This is a genomic window from Nocardia sp. NPDC058176 (assembly GCF_042883805.1).
Taxonomy (GTDB): Bacteria; Actinomycetota; Actinomycetes; order Mycobacteriales; family Mycobacteriaceae; genus Nocardia.
Window position 1 is genome coordinate 536,490 of sequence record NZ_JBHVVA010000003.1, and the last position, 19,100, is coordinate 555,589.

The window sequence follows — 19,100 nt, forward strand, 5'->3', positions numbered from 1 at the left end:
CGATGATTACCTGAGAGCCTGGTGATCAACCGTCCAGCACCGGTGGTGGCGATGCGGATGGGGGAATCAGCGCGGGGTGACGGTGACGGAGTTGCCGATCTGGGTGCGGAAGTCGAACGCGGCGCAGCGGCCGTTGTGGACCTGCACCTCGCGGCGAGGCTGCTTCTTGATGTTGGTCTCGATCACGATGGTGACATCGGTGCCGGCCATCGAGCACACCTTCGACACCGGCGCGTCGGTGTAGCGGACCGTTCCCGCCCCCTGACACGAGTTGGTCGAGTTCGCCAGGAACACCCGCGCCGTCCCGTTCGGGCACGGATCGGCCGCCGCGTTCGGCGCCCCGAGCAACACCATCGGCACCGCCGCACCGGCGCTCACCGCCGCGACGACAACCCCACGAACCATCATCCGAACCGCCATCACGCGCACCCATCCTCGTCGTCGACACAATCGGCGACCTCCCGGCCGCATTGCCCAGCATGCTAGTTCCTCACCCCCACAACCCGCCCACCGAAAGTCCAGGAACAACAAACCAACGCAAGAACACGGGCAACTCACCGGGAACGCCCAGAACCCGCCCACCGACCAACCGGCGGCCCGGCGCAAGCACTCACATCCGGCAAATAGAGACGCGCAGCAGCAGGTGAGCACATGGGTAACTCGCCGGGCACGGGCGAACCCACACCCCCACACCACCGCCGGTCGCGTCCCCAACTCGCCCGGTCCCTTAGTCTGGCCAAGAATCTCGGAGAGGCGGAACTGTGCTGCGTAGTTTTCAGGTGTCGAATCATGGGTCGTTGGCCCAGGCGCAGCAATTGCGGTTGAGTCGTGGGGCGGGTAATCCCGTTTCGGTGCCCGTGACCGCCGTGCACGGCGTGGCCGCCGCCGGGAAGACCAGCCTGATCGACGCGCTCGCCCAGATGCGTGACGCCGTGTTGCATTCGGTGAGTGGCTGGGATCCGTACGCGGGTCCGGTGCGTCGACCGCATCTCGGATTCGCCGACCGCCCTTCGGAATTCGTGGCGGGCTTCGTCGCCGAGGGTGTGCCGTACACCTACGGTTTCCGGCTCGACAACGCCGATGTGATCGCCGAATGGCTCTACACCCATCCGCGCTCGCGCAAGCGGATCGTGTTCGAGCGCACCGGTGACCAGATCAAGATCGGCCCGATGTTCGAGGCCGCCCGCTACGGGGTGGCGGCCCTGGTGCCGCTGGTGCGGCCGAACGCGCTGCTGTTGAGCCTGGCCGGGCAGCTCTACGCCGAGGCGCTGGTGCCCGCCTATCGCTGGTTCGCGGCGAATCTGCAGGTCCAGCAGGGTGCGGTCGATACCGCCGAGCTCGCCCTCGACCTGGGCAGCCACATCTCCCGCTCATCCGACAACGCCGCCCGCCTGCTGATGCTGCTGCGCACCGCCGACCTCGGCATCGAGGACCTGCTGGTGGCCGAACCCGATCCGATGTACGCCGACTACCTGCGCGATCTGGACACCGAGATCGCCGCGCTGGCAACCAGACTCGACCACGGCGGCGCCGAGCCGATCCTGCTCGAGCGCGAACTGAGCACCGTGCGCGCCGCCCGCGACGCGCTGTATCGCCGGATGGTCGATCGGCGCGGGGTCGGCCTGGGCCTGGTGCACGAGGGCATCGACGTGCCGTTCGAACTGGCCGACGAGTCCACCGCCACCCGCTCGCTGCTGCGGGTGCTGCCCGCCATGCTCGAGGCGCTCGACACCGGCCAGGTGCTCGCCGTCGACGACCTCGGCGCGGGTCTGCCGGTGGAGGAGACCGATCGTCTCGTGCAGCTGTTCCAGAACCCGGAGACCAATGCCCGTGGCGCGCAATTGATCTACACCACCGGCAACCGGGCGCTGATCGACCGCGGCAACGGCCGCTCCCAGCGTCGGCGCTGCGCGGTCTGGCAGCTGCGTCGCGAGCAGGGCGTCAGCGAGCTCACCCCGCTGTAAAGGCGCCCGGAACCGCCTCCGCGTCCAGCGCCTAGCATGGGCGGCATGCTCGAAGTGGTGATGGCGCTGGCGCTGGTGACGATGCTGGTCGTGATGATCGGTGCCATCCTCGCCCGGCGGCGGGGCGCGGGCGGCGGGGGAGCGAACCTGGAACAGGGGTCGCTGTATGTCACCGGGGTGAGCCCGCTGCCCGAGATGACCGGCGAGCACTTCGTCACCATCACCGGCACGCTCACCGGGCCCTCGGTCACCGGGAAGGTGGTGTACCGCCGTTTCGTGTGGGACGCCGCGCAGTGGCCCGCGATCGGGGACCAGCTCGTCGTCGCCTACCCGCCGAACAACCCGGACAAGTGGTTCGCCCAGCATCCCGGCCTGCGCTGAGCGAGGCGTGTGCGCCCGCCCTGAGCGTCAGCGGCCGGTCGATGACAGGGTGCGAGCGAGTTCACAGCCGCGCGGGTGCGATCATGCCCAGATGCGCGCTGACCACGATCCGACCCCCGAGACCGGTGTACTGATTCGCCCGGCGCGGCCCGACGAATACGACGCCGTCGCCGAGTTGACGGTGCAGGTGTACGTGGGTGACGGCTACGTCCCAGAGGACGACGACTACGCCGCCGAACTCGCCGACGTCGCCCACCGCGCGACCGCGGCGCAGGTACTCGTCGCCGTCCACGACGGCCGGATCGCCGGTTCCCTCACCGTCGCGGAGCCGGGCACCACCTACGCCGAGATCGCCCGACCCGGTGAGCTCGAGTTCCGCATGCTCGCGGTGGCGAAGCAGGCCCGCGGACACGGTGTCGGCACCGCGCTGGTGCGTGCCGTGATCGAGGAGGCGCGGGCGGGCGGCTACGAGGCGGTGGCACTGACCACGATGGCCACCATGTTCGACGCGCACAGCATCTACGAGCGGCTCGGTTTCGTCGCTGTGCCGGAACGGAACTGGATGACCCACGACGGCCTGCGGCTGTTCGTCATGCGCCTGCCACTGGTCAGTTGAGCACCGTGGCCACGATGCCGGCCAGGTAGCCCAGACGCGCCACCTCCGAGGGCCGGAATTCCGGTCCGCCCGGTCGGCCGAGCAGCAGGGCCTTGCCGGTGTCGCCCAGCGGGGCGGCGGCCAGCTTGGTGTCCATGTCGCGCCAGATCTGCGGCACCCAGTCGGCGTCGCCGTCGAGCAGCGAGGGCTTCTCGATCGGCATCCACGGCGCCGAACCCGCCTGTGTCTCAGGGGCACTCGGGCTGCCGACGACCCGGTAGGCACCGGACGGGCCGAGGCCGATGATCGTCGACCAGCCCACGCGCAGCACGCGCGGCACCCCGTCGACGAGCACCTGGAGCCGATCGTCGCGGGCGTTGGCGACCTGGTCGATCAGCTCGAGCTCACGATGGGTGTCCAGGACCCCGGAATAGGGCCGGATCGAGTCGACGGTGACATCGTGCACGGACTCCGCCGCGGTGATGAGGGTGTCGGGCAGGGCACCGGTCGGGACTTCGACGACGAGGTCGTCCACCGCGAACCCGGCGCCGCGTTCGACGACATCGAGCGAGAGGATGTCCGCGCCGACCCCGCCGAGGGCGAGTGCCAGGGAGCCGAGGCTTCCCGGTCGATCCGGAAGTTGCACGCGGAGCAAGAATGACACGTGCGTTCCTTTCCTAGGGCGCGGCCGGGGTTGTTCGGAACGAATACCCGGTCAGCCAATACTTACACCCCGGTACGCGGGTTATCGACTCGAAGTATGACCCCAACCGCCCGACATGCGCGAACTTTCGCGCACGGCGAGCGGGTCCGGCCCCTCGGCGAGGCCGTCCGCGGCCACGCAGGGCGCGGGATCGGGGCACGGCGCTGCCAACTAGGCTGTACCCGACTACTGCCCACCGAAGCCGAAAGGGGTCCCGCGGTGCCCGCAATCTCCCGTGACGAGGTCGCTCACCTCGCCCGGCTGTCCCGCCTGGCGTTGACCGACGCCGAACTCGACCAGTTCGCCGGTCAGCTGGATTCGATCCTCAGCCACGTGCGGACCATCTCCGAGGTCGCCGCCGACGTCCCCGCCACCGCGTCGCCGAACCCGACGACCAATGTGACCAGGCCCGATGTGGTCGTTCCGGGACTCACCCCCGAGCAGGCGCTGGACCAGGCGCCCGCGGTGGAGGAACAGCGCTTCCTGGTCCCGCAGATCCTGGGAGAGGGCGAATGAGCGAGTTGACCCAGCTGTCGGCTTCCGAGCTGGCGGCCAAGATCCACGGGGGCGAGGTGTCCTCCACCGAGGTCACCCAGGCGCACCTGGATCGCATCGGCAAGGTCGACGGTGAGCTCAACGCCTTCCTCCACGTCGCGGGTGACGAGGCCCTGGCCGCGGCCGCCGTGGTCGACGCCGCACTCGCCGCGGGCGAGACCCCGGTCTCGGCGCTGGCGGGAGTTCCGTTGGCGCTCAAGGACGTTTTCACCACCACCGACATGCCGACCACCTGCGCGTCGAAGATCCTCGAGGGCTGGCGCTCGCCGTATGACGCGACGGTCACCTCCCGGCTGCGCGCCGCGGGCATCCCGATCCTCGGCAAGACCAACATGGACGAGTTCGCGATGGGCTCCTCCACCGAGAACTCCGCCTACGGCCCCACCCGCAACCCCTGGGACACCACCCGCATCCCCGGCGGTTCCGGCGGCGGTTCGGCCGCGGCGCTGGCCTCGTTCCAGGCCCCCCTCGCCATCGGCACCGACACCGGCGGCTCGATCCGCCAGCCCGCCGCGGTCACCGCGACGGTCGGCGTGAAGCCCACCTACGGCACCGTCTCCCGGTACGGCCTGGTCGCGTGCGCGTCCTCGCTGGACCAGGGCGGCCCGTGTGGTCGCACCGTGCTCGACACCGCGCTGCTGCACGAGGTGATCGCCGGGTACGACCCGCGTGACTCCACCTCCCGCAATGTGCCCGTCGCCCCGGTCGTGGAGGCGGCCAAGCAGGGCGCCAACGGTGACCTGAAGGGCGTGCGCGTCGGTGTGGTGCGCGAATTGCATTCCGACAGTTACCAGCCCGGCGTGCTCGGTTCCTTCGACGCCGCGGTCGCGGTGCTGAAGGAACTCGGCGCCGAGGTGGTCGAGGTGTCGTGTCCGAGCTTCGAGTACGCGCTGTCCTCGTACTACCTGGTGATGCCCTCGGAGGTGTCGTCGAACCTGGCGCGCTTCGACGCCATGCGCTACGGCCTGCGCGCCGGTGACGACGGCAGCCACAGCGCCGACCAGGTGATGTCGCTGACCCGCGAGGCCGGTTTCGGTCCCGAGGTGAAGCGTCGCATCATCATCGGCACCTACGCCCTCTCGGCCGGGTACTACGACGCCTACTACGGCCAGGCGCTCAAGGTCCGCACCATGATCGCGCGCGATTTCGACGCCGCCTACGAGCAGGTCGACGTGCTGGTCTCGCCGACCAGCCCGTTCACCCCGTGGAAGCTGGGCGAGAAGGTGAACGACCCGCTGGCCATGTACCTGTCGGACCTGTGCACGCTGCCGACCAACCTGGCGGGCCACCCCGGCATGTCGGTGCCCTCGGGTCTGTCTGCCGACGACAACCTGCCGGTGGGCCTGCAGATCATGGCGCCCGCACTGGCCGACGACCGCCTGTACCGGGTGGGCGCGGCCTACGAGGCGGCGCGTGGCGCGCTGCCTGCTCCCGCCGGAGTCTGAGTTCGGAACGGGGTGCGCCAGCCGAATCGGCTTGGCGCACCCCGTTTCTCAGTTGACGGAGGCCGCGGCGCGGGTGCCGACGGCGGCGGTCATCGCGCCGAAGCCCGCGCGCAGATGCTTGCCGAGCGCGAGCACCACCACCGGGCTGAGCCACCCGGCCAGGGTGAACCGGGACTCGTAGCGGCTGCGATTCGGACCCAGCGACACCACGGTGTGCGAGCGCAGGCTGTGCAGCGCGCCGAGGGGCACCGGCTTCATGGCGTAGCTGAACTCCGAGCCGGGGGTGTGGGTGCGGATCCACTCCCGCTGGGCGCGGGTGTTGGGGCCGAGGCGCACCTGCATGTCGATGGGGTCGCCGGGAACCAGCGTGCTGGCCGCCTCGACGCAGAAGGTGTTCCATTCGCCGTAGTGCCCGAAATCGGTGAGCACCTCCCAGACCTTCTCGGCAGGGGCGTCGATCTCGATCGTCTCGTCGATGACTAGAGCCATGCGTGCAAGTTAGGACATGTTCTAGTTTTCGGCAACCGGGCCGGTCAGACCAGGCGACGGCGGCGCTTGCGCAGCGCGTCGATGATCACCGCCGAGGCCGCCGTCACCGCGAACAACCCGAGCGCGGTGCGCGCCAGCGGCCACAGGGTGGGCTGGTCGGCCGGGTCGGTGCTGGTGGCGAAGACGTTCTCGACCACCGGTGCGCCGTACTCCTGCCTGCGCGAATTCACATCGACCGCGGTGAAGGCGATATCGGCCATCACCGAGCAGCGGGCGCGGGAGAAGTCGTCGGCGCGCTGCTCGCAGGCCGCGTGGATGCGCCGGTTCAGCGCCGCGTCCACCGAGCGCCGCGCCCACGCGCCCAGCGGCTCGTCGAAGCGCTCGGCGTAGCGCAGCATGTCGTAGCCCAGGTCGTGGGCCTTGCAGGCCGGCTGGAACTCCGCGGGCAGCGTCACGGGGGAAGAGCAGTCGCCGCCCGGGTTCACCAGCAGACCGTTCTCCACGGCCGGGTCGTAGCCGAACTTGTAGCCGAAGTCGCGCGGGATCAGCGCGGGCGCGTCGGGGTCGTCGTCGGTGAGCGCGCGCACCACGGTGGCCGCCGCGACGTTCTCGGCCGCGTGCGGGGTGGTGCCCAGCGCGCCGGGCGAGGACATGATGACGGCGGCGGCCATGGCCAGCCCCGCGGTGCACAGCGCGACACCACTGCGGCGGCGGTGCTGGCCCTGGGCGGACGCGGAGGCGGCGGAGACTGCGGTACGGCCGGCGGCGGGTACCGGGCGAAGCGGGGTGTTCATGGCCTCCGACGGTAAGGAGCGGGTCGTGCGACGGGCATCCCGCTGCGGACCGGTTCTGTAGGGCGCACGGGTGGGTGACCCGGCGCCGGGGTCACCCCAGGGTAGGGGGTCCGAATTCGCTCGTGGGTATGAGGCCCGGTGACCGGGCGGTTCGTAGGCTCGCAGTCATGACCGGACATCTGCGCTCCGCCGCGCGACCCATCACCGCGCGAACCTGGTTCGACCTGGCCACGGTGGCGGTCGCGCTGATCTTGTACAGCATCGCGTGGCCGACGCTGTTCGTCACCCACGAGGTGCCCGCGGCCATCGCGCCCCTGCTGTCGGCGCTGGCGGCGTTGCCGATCCTGCTCGTGCGGGTGAACCCGTCGCTCGGCTGGGCCATCTCGGCCGGGTCGGCGCTGCTGCTGTCGCTGGCGCTGAACCCGACCGAGGGCAACGACCTGCCGTTCCAGGTCGTGCACGTGATCGTGCTGTTCGTGCTGCTGTTCGCGGTCGCGCTGCGGGCCTCGGTGCCGATCGTGGTGGTCGCGTGGGCGGCCACTTCGATGCTGTTCGCGACCACCATGCCCGGCTCGGAATCGGGGCCGCTGTGGGGCTGGCCGATCGGCTTCGGCGCGCTCGCCCTGTTCGGATACCTGCTGCGGATCCTGGTGGTCTCGCGGCGGCGGCTCGAGCAGCAGGAAGAGGTGACCGAGCTCGAACGCGCGCGCAGGGCCATCCTCGAGGAGAAGGCGCGCATCGCCCGTGACCTGCACGATGTGGTCGCCCACCACATGTCCATGGTCGTCGTGCAGGCCCAGACCGCGCCCTACCGGATCGTCGACATGGACCCGGCCGCGCGCACCGAGTTCGAGTCCATCGGCGCCACCGCCCGCACCGCGCTCAACGAGATCCGCGGGATGCTCGGGGTGCTGCGCAGCGACGGCCAGCTGCCCGAGCACGCACCGCAGCCCACCGCGGCCGAAGTGCCCGCGCTGTGCGCCTCGGCGCTGCGGGCCGGGATGCCGGTCGAATGCACCGTGGTCGGGGACCTCACGCTGGTGCCGGACACGACCGGGCTGGTCGTCTACCGGGTGGTGCAGGAATCGATGGCCAACTCCGCGCGGCACGCGCCGGGCGCGCCGGTGCACGTCACCGTCGCGGTCGATCCGGGCCTGGTCACGGTGACCGTGCGCAACGCACCGGCGACGAGTGTGCCGCGCCCGGCGGTCGGCGGCGGCCACGGGATCGACGGCATGCGCACCCGGGTCGCCGCGGTCGGCGGCGAACTCCACGCGGGACCGACGACGACCGGCGGATTCGAGGTCTCGGCGAAACTGCCCACCCACTAGGGTGGTTGGGTGGCTATTACCGTTTTGATCGCCGACGACCAGGCGATGGTGCGGCAGGGTTTCGGCGCGTTGCTCGCCGCGCAGCCCGACATCAGCGTCGTCGGGGACGCGCCCGACGGCAAGGTCGCGGTGGCCGAGGCCAAGCGGTTGCGTCCCGATGTGGTGCTGATGGACGTGCGGATGCCGGAGATGAACGGACTCGACGCCGCCCGCGCGATCCTGGCCGCCGGTTTCGAACCGCCGGTGCGGGTGCTCATGCTCACCACCTTCGACATCGACGACTACGTCTACGAGGCGCTGAGCCTGGGCGCGAGCGGGTTCCTGCTCAAGGACGCCCCGGCCGAGGAACTCGTGCGGGCGGTGCGGGTGGTCGCCGACGGGGAGGCGCTGCTCGCGCCGACCATCACGCGCAGGCTGATCGCCGATGTCACGCGCAGGCGCAACACCGTGCGCACCCCGGCCGCGCCCGCGCTGTCCTCGCTGACGCCGCGCGAGCGCGAGGTGCTCGAACTGGTCGCCAAGGGGCTGTCGAACACCGAGATCGCGGCCTCGCTCTACGTGGCCGAACAGACGGTGAAAACCCATGTCTCCAAGGTGTTCTCGAAGCTCGGGTTGCGCGATCGGGCGCAAGCGGTGGTGCTGGCGTATGAATCCGGCCTGGTCGTCCCCGGCTGAGCCGCGGCGCTCAGCCCGGGCAGACGCCCCCGCGCAGTTCCGTCAGATGCCGGTCCAGCAGCAGCGCCATCCGGTCCAGCAGCGCGGTGGTGTCCTCGAAGGTGCCCGAATCCGCCTGTGCGGCAAAGGCGACCGCGAGCTGACCACTGCCGATCGGGACCAGCCCGAACTGGCGCACCGTGTACACGCCGGTGTCGTCGTCGGGGCCCCAGCCACCCTTGAACTCGCTGCCGTCGAGCAGGCCCAGGCCCCAGCCCTGCTCCGGGGTGATCTCGCCCATCAGCGCGGTGACCGCCTCGGTGTAGGGCAGGCAGGGCAGCCGCGAGGCGAAGCGCACCTGGTTGGCCAGCGACCACTCGGTGCTGCCGAAGGAGGTGTACTCCATCTCGGTGCGCTTGCCCGCCTCGCCGGTGATCGAGTCACCCGCCTCGTCGAGGATCTGCTGCACGGCCTCGGCCGCTTCCGGTCCGTCGCCGAGGGATTCCCACAGTCCATAGGCGGCGTCGTTGTCCGACACCGTGATCGCGGCGCGCACCATCTCGAAGATCGACTGGTTCTGCTCGTGGCGCAGCGCCGCGACCGCCAGCGGCACCTTGATGGTCGACCAGGCGATGCCGGAGGTCCAGTCGCCGTAGATCGTCATCCGGCTGCCGCCCACCGGCATCAGCGCCATGCCGACCTGACCGGGCAGCGCGGACTGCAACTGGGTGAAATCCGCGGCCAGCGAATCGGGCAGCACGATGGAAAGGCCGGGATGCCAGGGGTCGTCGCTGTTCACGGTGACCGTCGGTGCGACCGGGGTCGCGGTGCCGCTGATGACACACGAGGTGGACACCGCCGCTGCCGAGAACACCACCACACACTGCAGCAACCTGCGGCAGGCAGCCGCCTTGCCGGTCGAGAACACTACCGAATCCTCCCCACCACCCACTGCGCGTCGGCGCCCTGCTTCGGCGGTGCAAACTACTCGTCGAGCGCGCCCGGACAGTACCGGACGCCTACCGACAAGTCTCACCGATCGGCGGCCAGAATTCGAATGAGCGTGGTCAGGCGGCCGAGCGGCTACGATGCTGATCCGCCACAGGCGTGGGAAGGGGGTCGCGGTGCTCGAGAGCGGTGAAGTGTTCGCCGGGTTCACCATCGAGCGGTTGCTCGGCCAGGGCGGGATGGGCACGGTGTACCTGGCCAGGCATCCGCGCCTGGACCGGTTGACCGCGCTCAAGCTGCTCAACCGGGATCTGTTCGCCGACGAACGGATTCGCGCCCGGTTCGAGCGGGAGGCCGATCTGGCGGCGGGGCTCGACCATCCCGGCATCGTCACCGTCTACGACCGTGGCACCGAGGGCGAGCAGCTGTGGATCAGCATGCAGTACGTCGACGGGGTGGACGGCGCGACCGTCGATCCGATGACGCTGCCGCCCGAGCGGGCCGTGCAGATCATCGAAGGGGTCGCCGACGCACTGGATTTCGCGCACGAGCGGGGCGTGCTGCACCGGGACGTGAAACCGGCCAACATCCTGCTCGCCAGATCCAGCGGTGGTCAGGGGGAGCGGGTCTTCCTGACCGACTTCGGGATCGCCCGCCTGCGCGCCGATTCCACCCACCTCACCCAGCAGGGCATGTTCACCGCGACCCTGGCCTACGCCTCGCCCGAGCAGATGACCGGCGCCGAACTCGACCATCGCTCCGACCAGTACTCCCTGGCCTGCGCCCTGTACTGGCTGTTCACCGGCGTGGCACCCTTCGACTCACCCGACCCGAACGAGATCATCCGCGGCACCCTCTACCTCGGTCCACCGCCTTTGGCCCTGCGCCGCCCCGGCCTGCCCCCTGTCATGGACGCGGTCCTCGCGGCCGCCATGGCGAAACACCCCGCGGCCCGCTTCGATTCGTGCACCGCCTTCGCCAAGGCCGCCCGCCAAGCCTTGACATCGACCACCCCACCCGTCCTCCCGCGCCCGGTCCCCAACCCCGCGCCGCCCTACCCACCACAGCAACCCGCCCCGGCCGGACCCTTCCCACCCCAGGGCCACCCAGCCCCCGCCTACCCAGCTCCTCCCATACCACCTGCACCCCAAGGTAATTGGCAGCCCCAAGCTCCTCGCCCGCCGGCAGTGCCGTCCAGCCCGCCCCCGCACCGCCCACCCGCAGCGCAAGCGCCCGCGCATCCCTACGGCACGCCCCAGCAACAGCCGCCGCAGCATGCGCCGCAACAGCCGCCACCGAATCAGCAGTCACAGGTGCCGCCAGCTCAGCAGCCCCAGCCCCAGCCGCCGTCGCAGCAACAGCCACCACAGGTGCCGTCGCCGTCGCCACAACAGGTGCCGCCGGCCCAGCAGCCCCAGCCGCAGCCGCAGCCGCAGCAAGTGCCGTCACCGTCGCCGCAGCAGGTGTCGCCAGCCCAGCCGCTGCCGAATCAGCAGTCACAGGTGCCGCCGGCTCAGCAGCCCCAGCCCCAGCCGCCGTCGCAGCAGCAGCCACCACAGGTGCCGTCGCCGTCGCTGCAACAGCCGTCGCCGTCGCAGCCACAGGTGCCCCCAGCCCAGCCGCAGCAGGTGCCACCGCAGCCTCCGCAACCGCAACAAGCGACGCAGTCGCCGCCCGATTCACAGCCCCTGAACCCGGCGCCTGTTGCGGCACCCGGTGGCGGGAAAGCGCCTCCGCAACCCGTTGCCGAAGCCGCGTCTTCCCTTGCGGAGAAGGGTGTTTCGGGATCGGATCGGGAGATTGCTGCCGAGACGAATGCATCCAGCGGCACGGCTCTGCCGGGGAGCGGTATCGGCCTCGAAAGCACGACCGACGTATCCGGCTCGGCGGCGACCGATGTGGTGGCCATGCCGAACGCCGGGGTGCTGGACGCGGAGAACGCGGCGGCACAGACGGACGTGACGGCGCTCGCGGAGCCCCCGGGGTCCGCTGCCACCGCCGATCTCAGTCGGCATCGACCTCCACCTGCACCTGGCTCGAGTGATGCGGCTCAGCCGGATTCGGGTGGTGCAGCCCTGCCGGGTTCAGGTGGTGCGGTCCAGCCCCGTTCGGGTGGCGAAGCTCTGCCGAGTTCGGGTGATGCGGTCCAGCCCGGTTCGGGTGGTGTAGCCCTCCCGGGTTCGAGTGGTGCAGTCCAGCCGAGTTCGGGTGGTGTGGCCGAGCCCGGTTCGGTCGATGCGGATTCCGAAGCCGCACCGGTGATCTCGCTCGACAAGCACGATCCCTCCGGCGAGGTGATGGGATCGCCGGGGTTCGGTTCGGCGGCCGACCCCGCATCCGGCGGTCCCGGTTCCGATGTGGCGGTTGGCGAGATCGCGGCACAGGAGGATCAGGGAGCACGAGCGAACCCGCTGGGCGGTCATGCTTCCGGAACCGCCGGGCGCGCAGATCTACAGGGTGTCGAGCGCGCGCAGCCGCCGGTCGCGCAGGCGGGTGCTCACGACGGCGGACTGGTACCGCGTGGGCCAGAGGGCGAATCCGCCGTGGTCTCCACACCGGCGCAGGTGAGCGCGCCGGGCGGACAGCCGGTGGGTGCGCAGGCTGGTGCTCCTGATGGTGGATCGGTGCGGCACGGGCCGGAGGGTGATCCCGCTGTGGCGTCCGCACAGGTGCATGCGAGCCCGCAATCGGGTCCGCCGGTGCCAGGGAATGGGCAAGGGGCCCAGCAGATTCCGCGGATGGCGCCGGGGATGGCGCAGCAGGCGCCCTGGCCGGGTCCGCGACCGCCGAGGAGGCGGCCGGTGCGGCGGGGGATCTCGCGATTGCATCGGCTCGGGTGGCTGGTGTTCGCGGCGCTCCTTGCTGCGCTACTGGTCCTTGTCGGGGCATTGGTGGTTGTGGCGTTGCCCGATGGTGACGAGGATGCCGCGGCCGACGCGGCGACGAAGGCGCCGTCGAGTTCTATTACGGCGGTGGGGGATTCGTTCCAGGCCAGCAGGCGGATCTTCTCCACGCTGGTGCCGCAGGGTGGGATGACCGAGGGGCCGGGGTATCGCGGTGCGCACTGTGTCGCGGTGCGCAGTGTCAGTGATCTCGAGTGGAAAGAACCTGCCCTGCAGTGGAATCCGATCACCGCAGGCTGGCAGTGCGAGCGCACCGGCACCGGTGCGGCGGCGGTGGGCTATCTGGTGCTCGAGTATCCCACTGCCGCGCAGGCGCGTTCGGTCGTCGAGGCGCTGCCCGCGCCGATCCGCTTCTCCGGTGACAAGGACGACATCTCGTTCTCGATGCGCCGCTGGGTGGTCGAGGATCCGGCGAACAGCCGGGTGGCGACCGCCCACCAGGTGGTGAGCTTCCCCGGCGACCCGTCCCGCGCCAACTATGTGGTCGCGGTGAGCCGCTGGGGCAGCAGCGGGGTCGACGGTGCCCCGCGCCCCTCCGCACTGGACGAGGTGATCGCCTGGTGGGAGGAGGTGCCGCTGTGAGTGCTCAGTCCACCGCGAGCGCCGCCACGATCGGCATCCGGGCTGCTCGCAAGGCGGGTGGGATGGAACCCAGCAGCGCCAGCCCGAGGGCGACCGCGCCGTAGAGCACCAGGATCGGGCTCGCCTGGTAGACGATGTCGATCGTCATCGCGTGCCCGATCGCCACGGTGGCCAGGTATTGCACCGCCGCCCCGATCACCAGCCCGATGGCCGCCCCGACGATCCCGATCCCGGCGGCCTCGGCCAGCACCGACCGCAGCAGGAACTTGCGGTTGGTGCCCATGGCGCGCAGCACGCCCAGTTCCCTGCGCCGTTCCAGGACCGACAGCATCAGCGTGTTGAGCAGGGCCACGGTCGCCACCAGCACGACGATCCACAGGATCATGCCGCTCATCGCCGCACCCTGCTCCACGCTGCTGGAGATGGCCGCGAGCTGTTCGGCCCCGGTGTCGACGTGGATCGCTGCGGGCACCACCGTCCGCACCGCCGCCTGGACCGCGACCGGATCCGCGTCGGGCTCGAACAGCACGGCCAGGATCGTCTCGCCGGGGCGCTGATACCACTCCCGCATCTGGTCGATGTCCATCATCACCACCCCGGACACGGCGGTGAAGTACGGAATCACCTGCAGCACCGGTGTGGTGCGCTCGCCGGTGGGCGTCGGCATGGTGATGGTGTCACCGACGTCGAGATCGAGCGAGCGGGCAACGTCGCGGGTCACGACGACGCCCTCCTGTCTGCCCATCTGCTCGATCACCGCCGGGTCGACGGCGCCGAGGCGGGCGTTGTCGCCCTCGGCCGGATACCCCTGCAGCATCACCCGCCCGCCGCCGACCGTCGCGAACGCCATCTGCGCCGGTTGGACCTGCGCGACCCCCGGCACGGCCGCGACGCGGTCGGCGAGTTCGGCGGGCAGCATCGGCCCGGTCGGGAACTGTTCGGCCGGGCTCGGGCTCACATAGAGGTCGGCGTCGGCGAGGCTCTCGAACGACTCGGTCGCCGAGTCGACCATGTTGGCCGAGGCACCACCGAGGGCGACGACCGCCGCTACGCCGATCATCACCGTCATCGCGGTGGCCCAGACCCGGCGCGGGGCGCGTTCGAGGGTGGTGGCGCCCAGCGCACCCGGCGCGCCGAACCAGCGCGCGATCACCGCCGCCGCGCGCACGATCGGCCCGGTCGCGGCGAAGCACAGCAGCACCGCGGCGGTGAACGAGGTCGAGATCGCGGCGAGGGAGAGCCGCCCGAGGTCGAGGAATGCCAGGGTCACCGCCGACGCGGCCAGCGCGAGCCCGACGACCAGTGCGGCCCAGCGCAGCACCACGCCCGTCGCCGCGGCATCACTGGCCTCCACCGGTGCGAGCGCTTCCACCGGTGCCACCTTGTACACCTGTCTGGCCGCGATCCCCGCGGCCAGTACCGTCGCCAGGACGCAGGCCAGAATCGCCACGGGCACCGCGTAATTCGGCACGAGGAACTCGGTACGCGCCTCCACCGACTGCACGATCGCCGCGGGCAACCGCCCGATCGCGAACCGGCCCATCAGCACCCCGATGCCCGCGCCGATCACACCGCCGATCAGGCCGAGGAGCGACGCCTCGACCAGCAGATCGCGCACCATCGGCCCGCGCTGACCACCGATCGCGCGCAGCAGCGACAGCGTCGGCCTGCGCTGGGCCACCGCCATGCTCATCGCGTTGTAGATCAGGAACGCCGAGACGATCAGCGCCGCCGCCGAGGACATCAGCGTGGAATAGCGCATGATCTGGATCGCCCCGCCCGCCTGCGCGGTCCGCAGACTGGGTTCGGCGACCACCGCCCGCCCGTCGACGGCGGTGGTGAGCGCGGCCCGCAGCTCACCGATGTCGGTCTCGGGGGCGGCGATGATCTGCACCGAGTCGAGCTTGCCGACGCGGTCGGTGAGCCGCTGCGCCAAGCCGAGCGGCGCGGCGACCACGTGCCCGCCGTTGAGCCGGTCGGTGGTCTCGGCGTCGAGCACACCGGCCACCGTCGCGGTGCCCGTGCCGATGGGCAGCGTGTCGCCCTCCCGGTAGCCCATCGCGGCGCCGACCAGGACCCCGTTGGGGGTGTTGATCAACTTGTTGGTGAAGCCCGACATCGGTCCGGCCAGATCGCTGCCGAGGGCGGTGATGCTCGTGTCCGCCCCGATCAGCAGCGCCCGATCGGGCCCGGTGCCCAGCGCGCTGCGCAGCATCGGCACCGCCGCCGACACGCCGGGTGTCGCGGCGATCGCCGGCAACAGTGCCTGCTCGAAACCGGCGTCGGTGATCCCGGTGACCTCCAGAGCCGCCGTGCCCGCCAGTCCCTTGGTGAGCCGGTCGACCGACCCCGTGACCGACCCGGAGATGCTCAGCACCGCCACCAGCAGCGCCGCCGACACCGCCATCACCGCCGTCGACATGACGGTGCGGCCGGGATGACGCACCAGTTCGCCGATGTTGAACAGCCGCAACCGATCCCACAGTGCGGCGATCATGCCCGCACCTGGGCCGGGACCACGTCGTCGGCGCCGATCCGGCCGTCGTGCAGGGTGATCACCCGATCGCAGTAGGCGACCGCGCCCATGTCGTGGGTCACCATCACCACGGAATTGCCCTGTTCGGTGATCTCACCGAGTAGGGCGAGGATGGCCGCGCCGGTCTTGGAGTCCAGATTGCCGGTCGGTTCGTCGGCCAGGATCAGCGGCGGGTCCATGATCAGGGCCCGCGCCACCGCGACCCGCTGCATCTGTCCGCCGGACAGTTCCGCGGGCCGGTGCTGGGCGCGATCGCCGAGGCCGACGAGGTCGAGCAGTTCCAGCGCACGCGGCTTGGCCTTGCGTAATCCGGTGCCGTCCAACAGTTTCGGCACCGCGACGTTCTCCCAGGCCGAGAGGGTCGGCAGCAGATTGAAGAACTGGAAGACGAACCCCACCTGCTCGAGCCGGAACGCGGCCTGCCGATCCTCGTCGAGATCGCCGATCTCGGTGCCGCGGAAGCGAATCGAGCCCTCGTCGGGGCGATCCAGGGCGCCGAGCAGGTGCAGCAGGGTGCTCTTGCCGGAGCCGGACGGTCCGATGATCGAGGTGAACTGCCCCGCCTCGATCCGCATGCTCACCCCGTCGAGCGCGCGCACCGTCTCGTCCCCGATCCGGTACTGCTTGATCACCCGCGTCAGTTCCAGCATCGGCGGCTGTGGTGTGTCGGTCTCCAGCATGTGTTGTCCCCCAAGCATGTTCGATTGTGGATTGTCAGCGTGCGAGCACGTGCGAGCGGATGGTACGGCCGACGGGCCGGTGGGTGTCGAGAATCGCGCGCAGTGCGGGTTGTTCGGCGGCCAGTTCCAGATAGGCCTCCACCGCCGTGTTGCCCTCGAACTCGGCCTGCTCGAGTTTGGCGTGGAGGTGGTTGTTCCAGCGGTAGTCCAGGGCCCGCAGCAGCCCGTCGATTCCGCCGAAGAGTCGGTCCAGCTCGGGCAGACCGGCGAACAGGCCGGGGTCGGCGGGGTCGATCGCCGCCCTGGCCAGCACGGTGTGCACGATCTCGGTGCGTTGGTGCTGATCGGTCCAGGTCATGGGCTTCACCTTCCGTGATCGGTACCGATGACGCTACGGCCGTCGACCGGGCGATTCGTCGTGCCCGGGACCCGACTTCTTCTCCTACCCCGGTAGGACGCCGGGACCGTTCCCGGGACGATGCTCGCGGTGGGTGCGCCCGCTAGCCTGGCTACATGGATGTGGTCCACGCCATCCCCGGCGCCGAGCCGAGCCGGACACGGTTCGTGGCCCGGCCGTGGGCGATGGCGCGGCGGCTGGTCGAGGCGGGACGGGCCCGCATGGAGTCGCTGCCGTTCGACTATCCGCCCGCGGTGATCCTCGCCGCCGACCTGGCTTTGCTCGCGATCACCGTCGCCGCGGTCGTGCAGCGGCACTCCTATTTCCCGTCGCTGCTGCCGCTGCTGGCGATGCTCACCGCGTTCCTCCCGATCCCGCTGTTCGTGATCTTCGGGGTGAAACCGCACCCGGTCCTGCTCAAGGCCTGTGGACTGCTGTCCTGCGCGCTGTTCCTGCTGCAACCCGTGCCCGCCGATTTCGCACCGTTCGTGCTGGTCATCGTGGCCGGGGAGGTGGCCGCGATCGCCCCGCGCGGCATCACCATCGGCTTCACCGTGGTCGCCATCGCGCAACTGGTCGCCTTCGACCTCGCCGGGAACATACTGTGGGGCGCCGACGGCCAGCGGCTCGACGGCCTGCCGATGTACGCCCTGGGCATCCTGCTCGGCATGTTCGTCGGGGTGATGCTGCAGTACCAGCGCAGATTCCTCTATCAGGAACGCGAGAATCAGGCCATCCGCGCCGGTCAGGCCGCCGACGAGGAGCGGCGGCGGATCGCGCGCGAGGTGCACGATGTGATCGCGCATTCGCTGTCGATCACCCTGCTGCACCTGACCGCGGCCCGGCGCGCCCTGCAGACCGACGACGACGTCACCGAGGCCGTGGACGCGCTCGTCGACGCCGAACGGCTCGGCCGCCAGGCGATGGCCGACATCCGCCGCACCGTCGGCATGCTCGATCAGGGCAAGGGACAGATCACTCCCGAACCGGGCGCCGCCGACCTCGCCGAGCTCGTCGGCGACTTCCGCCGCGCCGGACTCACCGTCGACTACACCCGCACCGGAGATCTGACCGCGGTCGCCGGTGCCGTCGGCCACGCGCTGTACCGGATCGGGCAGGAATCGCTGTCCAATGTCGCCAAACACGCCCCCGGCACGGCGGCGACGGTGCGCCTGGACATCAGCGCCGAAGCCGCGACCCTGGTGGTGCGCAACGCGCTGCCGCCGGGCCCGCTCGCCCGCCGCGACGGCGGGATGGGCGTGCGCGGGATGCGCAAACGCACCGAACTGCTCGGTGGATCCATCATCGCGGGCAGCGCCGAGGACAGCTGGATCGTCCGGGCGGGTTTTCCGCTGAAAACCGCGCCGTGCCCGATCGTGTCGGGCCTGCTCCGACCCAAACCCCAGGAGGACATGTGACGGCCGCCGCGCCCATCGAGAACCCGGTGACGGTGCTCGTCGTCGACGATCAGGAACTCGTGCGCGGGGGATTGCGCCGCATCCTGCGCCGTCGCGACGGCTTCACCGTCAGCGAGTGCGCCGACGGGGACGAGGTCGCGGCCGCCGTCGCCGCCGATCGCCCCGATGTGGTGCTCATGGACCTGCGGATGAAGCGGGTCGGCGGGATCGACGCGACCCGGCTGCTGCGCGCGCGTCCCGACGCGCCGCCGGTGCTCGTGCTCACCACCTTCGACGACGACCAGCTGCTCTCCGGTGCGCTGCGCGCGGGGGCGGCCGGATTCCTGCTCAAGGATTCCCCCGCCGAGGACCTCATCCGCGCGGTGCGCACGGTCGCCGCCGGTGGGGCGTGGCTGGATCCCTCGGTAACCGGGCGGGTGCTCACCGCCTATCGGACGGTCAAACCGACCGGTACGCGCGCCGATCGGCGGCTCGGTGAGCTGACCGCCCGCGAATACGAGGTGCTCGAACTGATCGGGCGCGGCCGGGTCAACAGTGAGATCGCCGCGGAGCTCGGTATCTCCGAAGTCACCGTGAAAAGCCACGTCGGACACATATTCGGCAAGCTCGACCTGCGTGATCGCGCCGCCGCGATCGTGTTCGCGTTTGACCACGGCGTGGTGTCACCGGGAGAATCCACCTTCTGACACGCGGGCTCCGCAGGGCCCGCATGGAGTGGGAGGCGG

The 19,100-nt window shown here is 70.5% G+C and carries 18 protein-coding genes; 10 read left to right on the plus strand and 8 right to left on the minus strand.

Annotation, left to right across the window (positions count from 1 at the left end; genetic code table 11):
* Nucleotides 1-66: 66 nt before the first annotated feature.
* A complete protein-coding gene (locus ACFVVM_RS20455) occupies nt 67-420 on the minus strand; it encodes a hypothetical protein (RefSeq protein WP_387620411.1) in 354 nt (117 codons plus the stop codon).
* A 431-nt stretch (nt 421-851) separates the two neighbouring features.
* Here ACFVVM_RS20455 and ACFVVM_RS20460 point away from each other — a divergent pair, with 431 nt between their 5' ends.
* The 3 genes from ACFVVM_RS20460 to ACFVVM_RS20470 all read left to right on the plus strand — a co-directional run bounded on the left by ACFVVM_RS20460 (nt 852) and on the right by ACFVVM_RS20470 (nt 2,961).
* Nucleotides 852-1,964 (plus strand): ATP/GTP-binding protein, encoded by a 1,113-nt coding sequence (locus ACFVVM_RS20460; protein ID WP_387620414.1) that lies wholly within the window; start codon nt 852-854, stop codon nt 1,962-1,964.
* A gap of 45 nt (nt 1,965-2,009) precedes the next feature.
* Nucleotides 2,010-2,345 (plus strand): hypothetical protein, encoded by a 336-nt coding sequence (locus tag ACFVVM_RS20465; protein ID WP_387620417.1) that lies wholly within the window; start codon nt 2,010-2,012, stop codon nt 2,343-2,345.
* Between the two features lie 91 nt (nt 2,346-2,436).
* Nucleotides 2,437-2,961: a GNAT family N-acetyltransferase gene (locus tag ACFVVM_RS20470; protein ID WP_387620420.1), complete on the plus strand. Its 525-nt coding sequence runs from the start codon at nt 2,437-2,439 to the stop codon at nt 2,959-2,961.
* Here the strand turns inward: ACFVVM_RS20470 and ACFVVM_RS20475 are convergent.
* On the minus strand, nt 2,954-3,604 hold the full coding sequence (locus ACFVVM_RS20475; protein ID WP_387620423.1) for an amino acid-binding protein: 651 nt from the start codon (nt 3,602-3,604) through the stop codon (nt 2,954-2,956). The two genes, ACFVVM_RS20470 and ACFVVM_RS20475, sit on opposite strands and share 8 nt — an antisense overlap.
* Nucleotides 3,605-3,862: 258 nt before the next feature.
* On the opposite strand from ACFVVM_RS20475, the gene gatC reads away from it, so the two are divergent.
* The gene (gene gatC / locus ACFVVM_RS20480) at nt 3,863-4,159 is read left to right on the plus strand and encodes an Asp-tRNA(Asn)/Glu-tRNA(Gln) amidotransferase subunit GatC (RefSeq protein ID WP_067493225.1); all 297 of its coding nucleotides are present in this window, start codon (nt 3,863-3,865) and stop codon (nt 4,157-4,159) included.
* Complete coding sequence (gene gatA / locus ACFVVM_RS20485) at nt 4,156-5,643, plus strand: Asp-tRNA(Asn)/Glu-tRNA(Gln) amidotransferase subunit GatA (RefSeq protein ID WP_387620426.1); 1,488 nt, start codon at nt 4,156-4,158, stop codon at nt 5,641-5,643. The genes gatC and gatA overlap by 4 nt, the downstream gene beginning before the upstream one ends.
* Before the next feature lie 48 nt (nt 5,644-5,691).
* On the opposite strand, the gene ACFVVM_RS20490 is transcribed toward gatA, so the two are convergent.
* Together ACFVVM_RS20490 and ACFVVM_RS20495 are read right to left on the minus strand one after the other, a co-directional pair.
* Nucleotides 5,692-6,132 carry an SRPBCC family protein gene (locus tag ACFVVM_RS20490; protein ID WP_387620429.1) on the minus strand — a complete coding sequence of 147 codons (441 nt, stop codon included), beginning with the start codon at nt 6,130-6,132 and terminating at the stop codon, nt 5,692-5,694.
* 44 nt (nt 6,133-6,176) lie between these two features.
* On the minus strand, nt 6,177-6,926 hold the full coding sequence (locus tag ACFVVM_RS20495) for a hypothetical protein (protein WP_387620432.1): 750 nt from the start codon (nt 6,924-6,926) through the stop codon (nt 6,177-6,179).
* Between the two features lie 167 nt (nt 6,927-7,093).
* Between ACFVVM_RS20495 and ACFVVM_RS20500 the strand changes: the two genes are divergently transcribed.
* Entirely contained in the window at nt 7,094-8,257 is a 1,164-nt protein-coding gene (locus ACFVVM_RS20500; protein WP_387620435.1) for a sensor histidine kinase, read from the plus strand.
* A 9-nt stretch (nt 8,258-8,266) separates the two neighbouring features.
* Nucleotides 8,267-8,932: a response regulator gene (locus ACFVVM_RS20505; RefSeq protein WP_387620437.1), complete on the plus strand. Its 666-nt coding sequence runs from the start codon at nt 8,267-8,269 to the stop codon at nt 8,930-8,932.
* 10 nt (nt 8,933-8,942) lie between these two features.
* Here the strand turns inward: ACFVVM_RS20505 and ACFVVM_RS20510 are convergent, their stop codons facing one another.
* Nucleotides 8,943-9,839: a hypothetical protein gene (locus tag ACFVVM_RS20510; RefSeq protein ID WP_387620440.1), complete on the minus strand. Its 897-nt coding sequence runs from the start codon at nt 9,837-9,839 to the stop codon at nt 8,943-8,945.
* 196 nt (nt 9,840-10,035) lie between these two features.
* Here ACFVVM_RS20510 and ACFVVM_RS20515 point away from each other — a divergent pair, with 196 nt between their 5' ends.
* Nucleotides 10,036-13,344 carry a protein kinase gene (locus ACFVVM_RS20515; RefSeq protein ID WP_387620443.1) on the plus strand — a complete coding sequence of 1,103 codons (3,309 nt, stop codon included), beginning with the start codon at nt 10,036-10,038 and terminating at the stop codon, nt 13,342-13,344.
* Between the two features lie 4 nt (nt 13,345-13,348).
* Here the strand turns inward: ACFVVM_RS20515 and ACFVVM_RS20520 are convergent, their stop codons facing one another.
* From ACFVVM_RS20520 to ACFVVM_RS20530, 3 genes are read right to left on the minus strand one after another with little or no spacing between them, the layout of a single operon-like run.
* Nucleotides 13,349-15,841: an FtsX-like permease family protein gene (locus ACFVVM_RS20520; protein ID WP_387620446.1), complete on the minus strand. Its 2,493-nt coding sequence runs from the start codon at nt 15,839-15,841 to the stop codon at nt 13,349-13,351.
* Nucleotides 15,838-16,560 (minus strand): ABC transporter ATP-binding protein, encoded by a 723-nt coding sequence (locus tag ACFVVM_RS20525; RefSeq protein WP_387620449.1) that lies wholly within the window; start codon nt 16,558-16,560, stop codon nt 15,838-15,840. The genes ACFVVM_RS20520 and ACFVVM_RS20525 overlap by 4 nt, the downstream gene beginning before the upstream one ends.
* A gap of 34 nt (nt 16,561-16,594) precedes the next feature.
* Nucleotides 16,595-16,918: a hypothetical protein gene (locus ACFVVM_RS20530; RefSeq protein WP_387620452.1), complete on the minus strand. Its 324-nt coding sequence runs from the start codon at nt 16,916-16,918 to the stop codon at nt 16,595-16,597.
* Nucleotides 16,919-17,073: 155 nt separating this feature from the next.
* On the opposite strand from ACFVVM_RS20530, the gene ACFVVM_RS20535 reads away from it, so the two are divergent.
* A complete protein-coding gene (locus ACFVVM_RS20535) occupies nt 17,074-18,375 on the plus strand; it encodes a sensor histidine kinase (protein ID WP_387620455.1) in 1,302 nt (433 codons plus the stop codon).
* Nucleotides 18,372-19,061, plus strand: coding sequence for a response regulator (locus tag ACFVVM_RS20540; RefSeq protein ID WP_387620457.1), 690 nt, complete (start codon nt 18,372-18,374; stop codon nt 19,059-19,061). Before ACFVVM_RS20535 ends, ACFVVM_RS20540 begins: the two co-directional genes overlap by 4 nt.
* The last annotated feature ends 39 nt before the right edge of the window (nt 19,062-19,100 follow it).

Bases quoted from the DNA above. Each gene is read 5' to 3' on its own strand.
- ACFVVM_RS20455 (WP_387620411.1), bottom strand. From the start codon at position 420: ATGGCGGTTCGGATGATGGTTCGTGGGGTTGTCGTCGCGGCGGTGAGC.
- ACFVVM_RS20465 (WP_387620417.1), top strand. From the start codon at position 2,010: ATGCTCGAAGTGGTGATGGCGCTGGCGCTGGTGACGATGCTGGTCGTG.
- ACFVVM_RS20470 (WP_387620420.1), top strand. From the start codon at position 2,437: ATGCGCGCTGACCACGATCCGACCCCCGAGACCGGTGTACTGATTCGC.
- gatA (WP_387620426.1), top strand. From the start codon at position 4,156: ATGAGCGAGTTGACCCAGCTGTCGGCTTCCGAGCTGGCGGCCAAGATC.
- ACFVVM_RS20490 (WP_387620429.1), bottom strand. From the start codon at position 6,132: ATGGCTCTAGTCATCGACGAGACGATCGAGATCGACGCCCCTGCCGAG.
- ACFVVM_RS20495 (WP_387620432.1), bottom strand. From the start codon at position 6,926: ATGAACACCCCGCTTCGCCCGGTACCCGCCGCCGGCCGTACCGCAGTC.
- ACFVVM_RS20500 (WP_387620435.1), top strand. From the start codon at position 7,094: ATGACCGGACATCTGCGCTCCGCCGCGCGACCCATCACCGCGCGAACC.
- ACFVVM_RS20520 (WP_387620446.1), bottom strand. From the start codon at position 15,841: ATGATCGCCGCACTGTGGGATCGGTTGCGGCTGTTCAACATCGGCGAA.
- ACFVVM_RS20525 (WP_387620449.1), bottom strand. From the start codon at position 16,560: ATGCTGGAGACCGACACACCACAGCCGCCGATGCTGGAACTGACGCGG.
- ACFVVM_RS20530 (WP_387620452.1), bottom strand. From the start codon at position 16,918: ATGACCTGGACCGATCAGCACCAACGCACCGAGATCGTGCACACCGTG.
- ACFVVM_RS20535 (WP_387620455.1), top strand. From the start codon at position 17,074: ATGGATGTGGTCCACGCCATCCCCGGCGCCGAGCCGAGCCGGACACGG.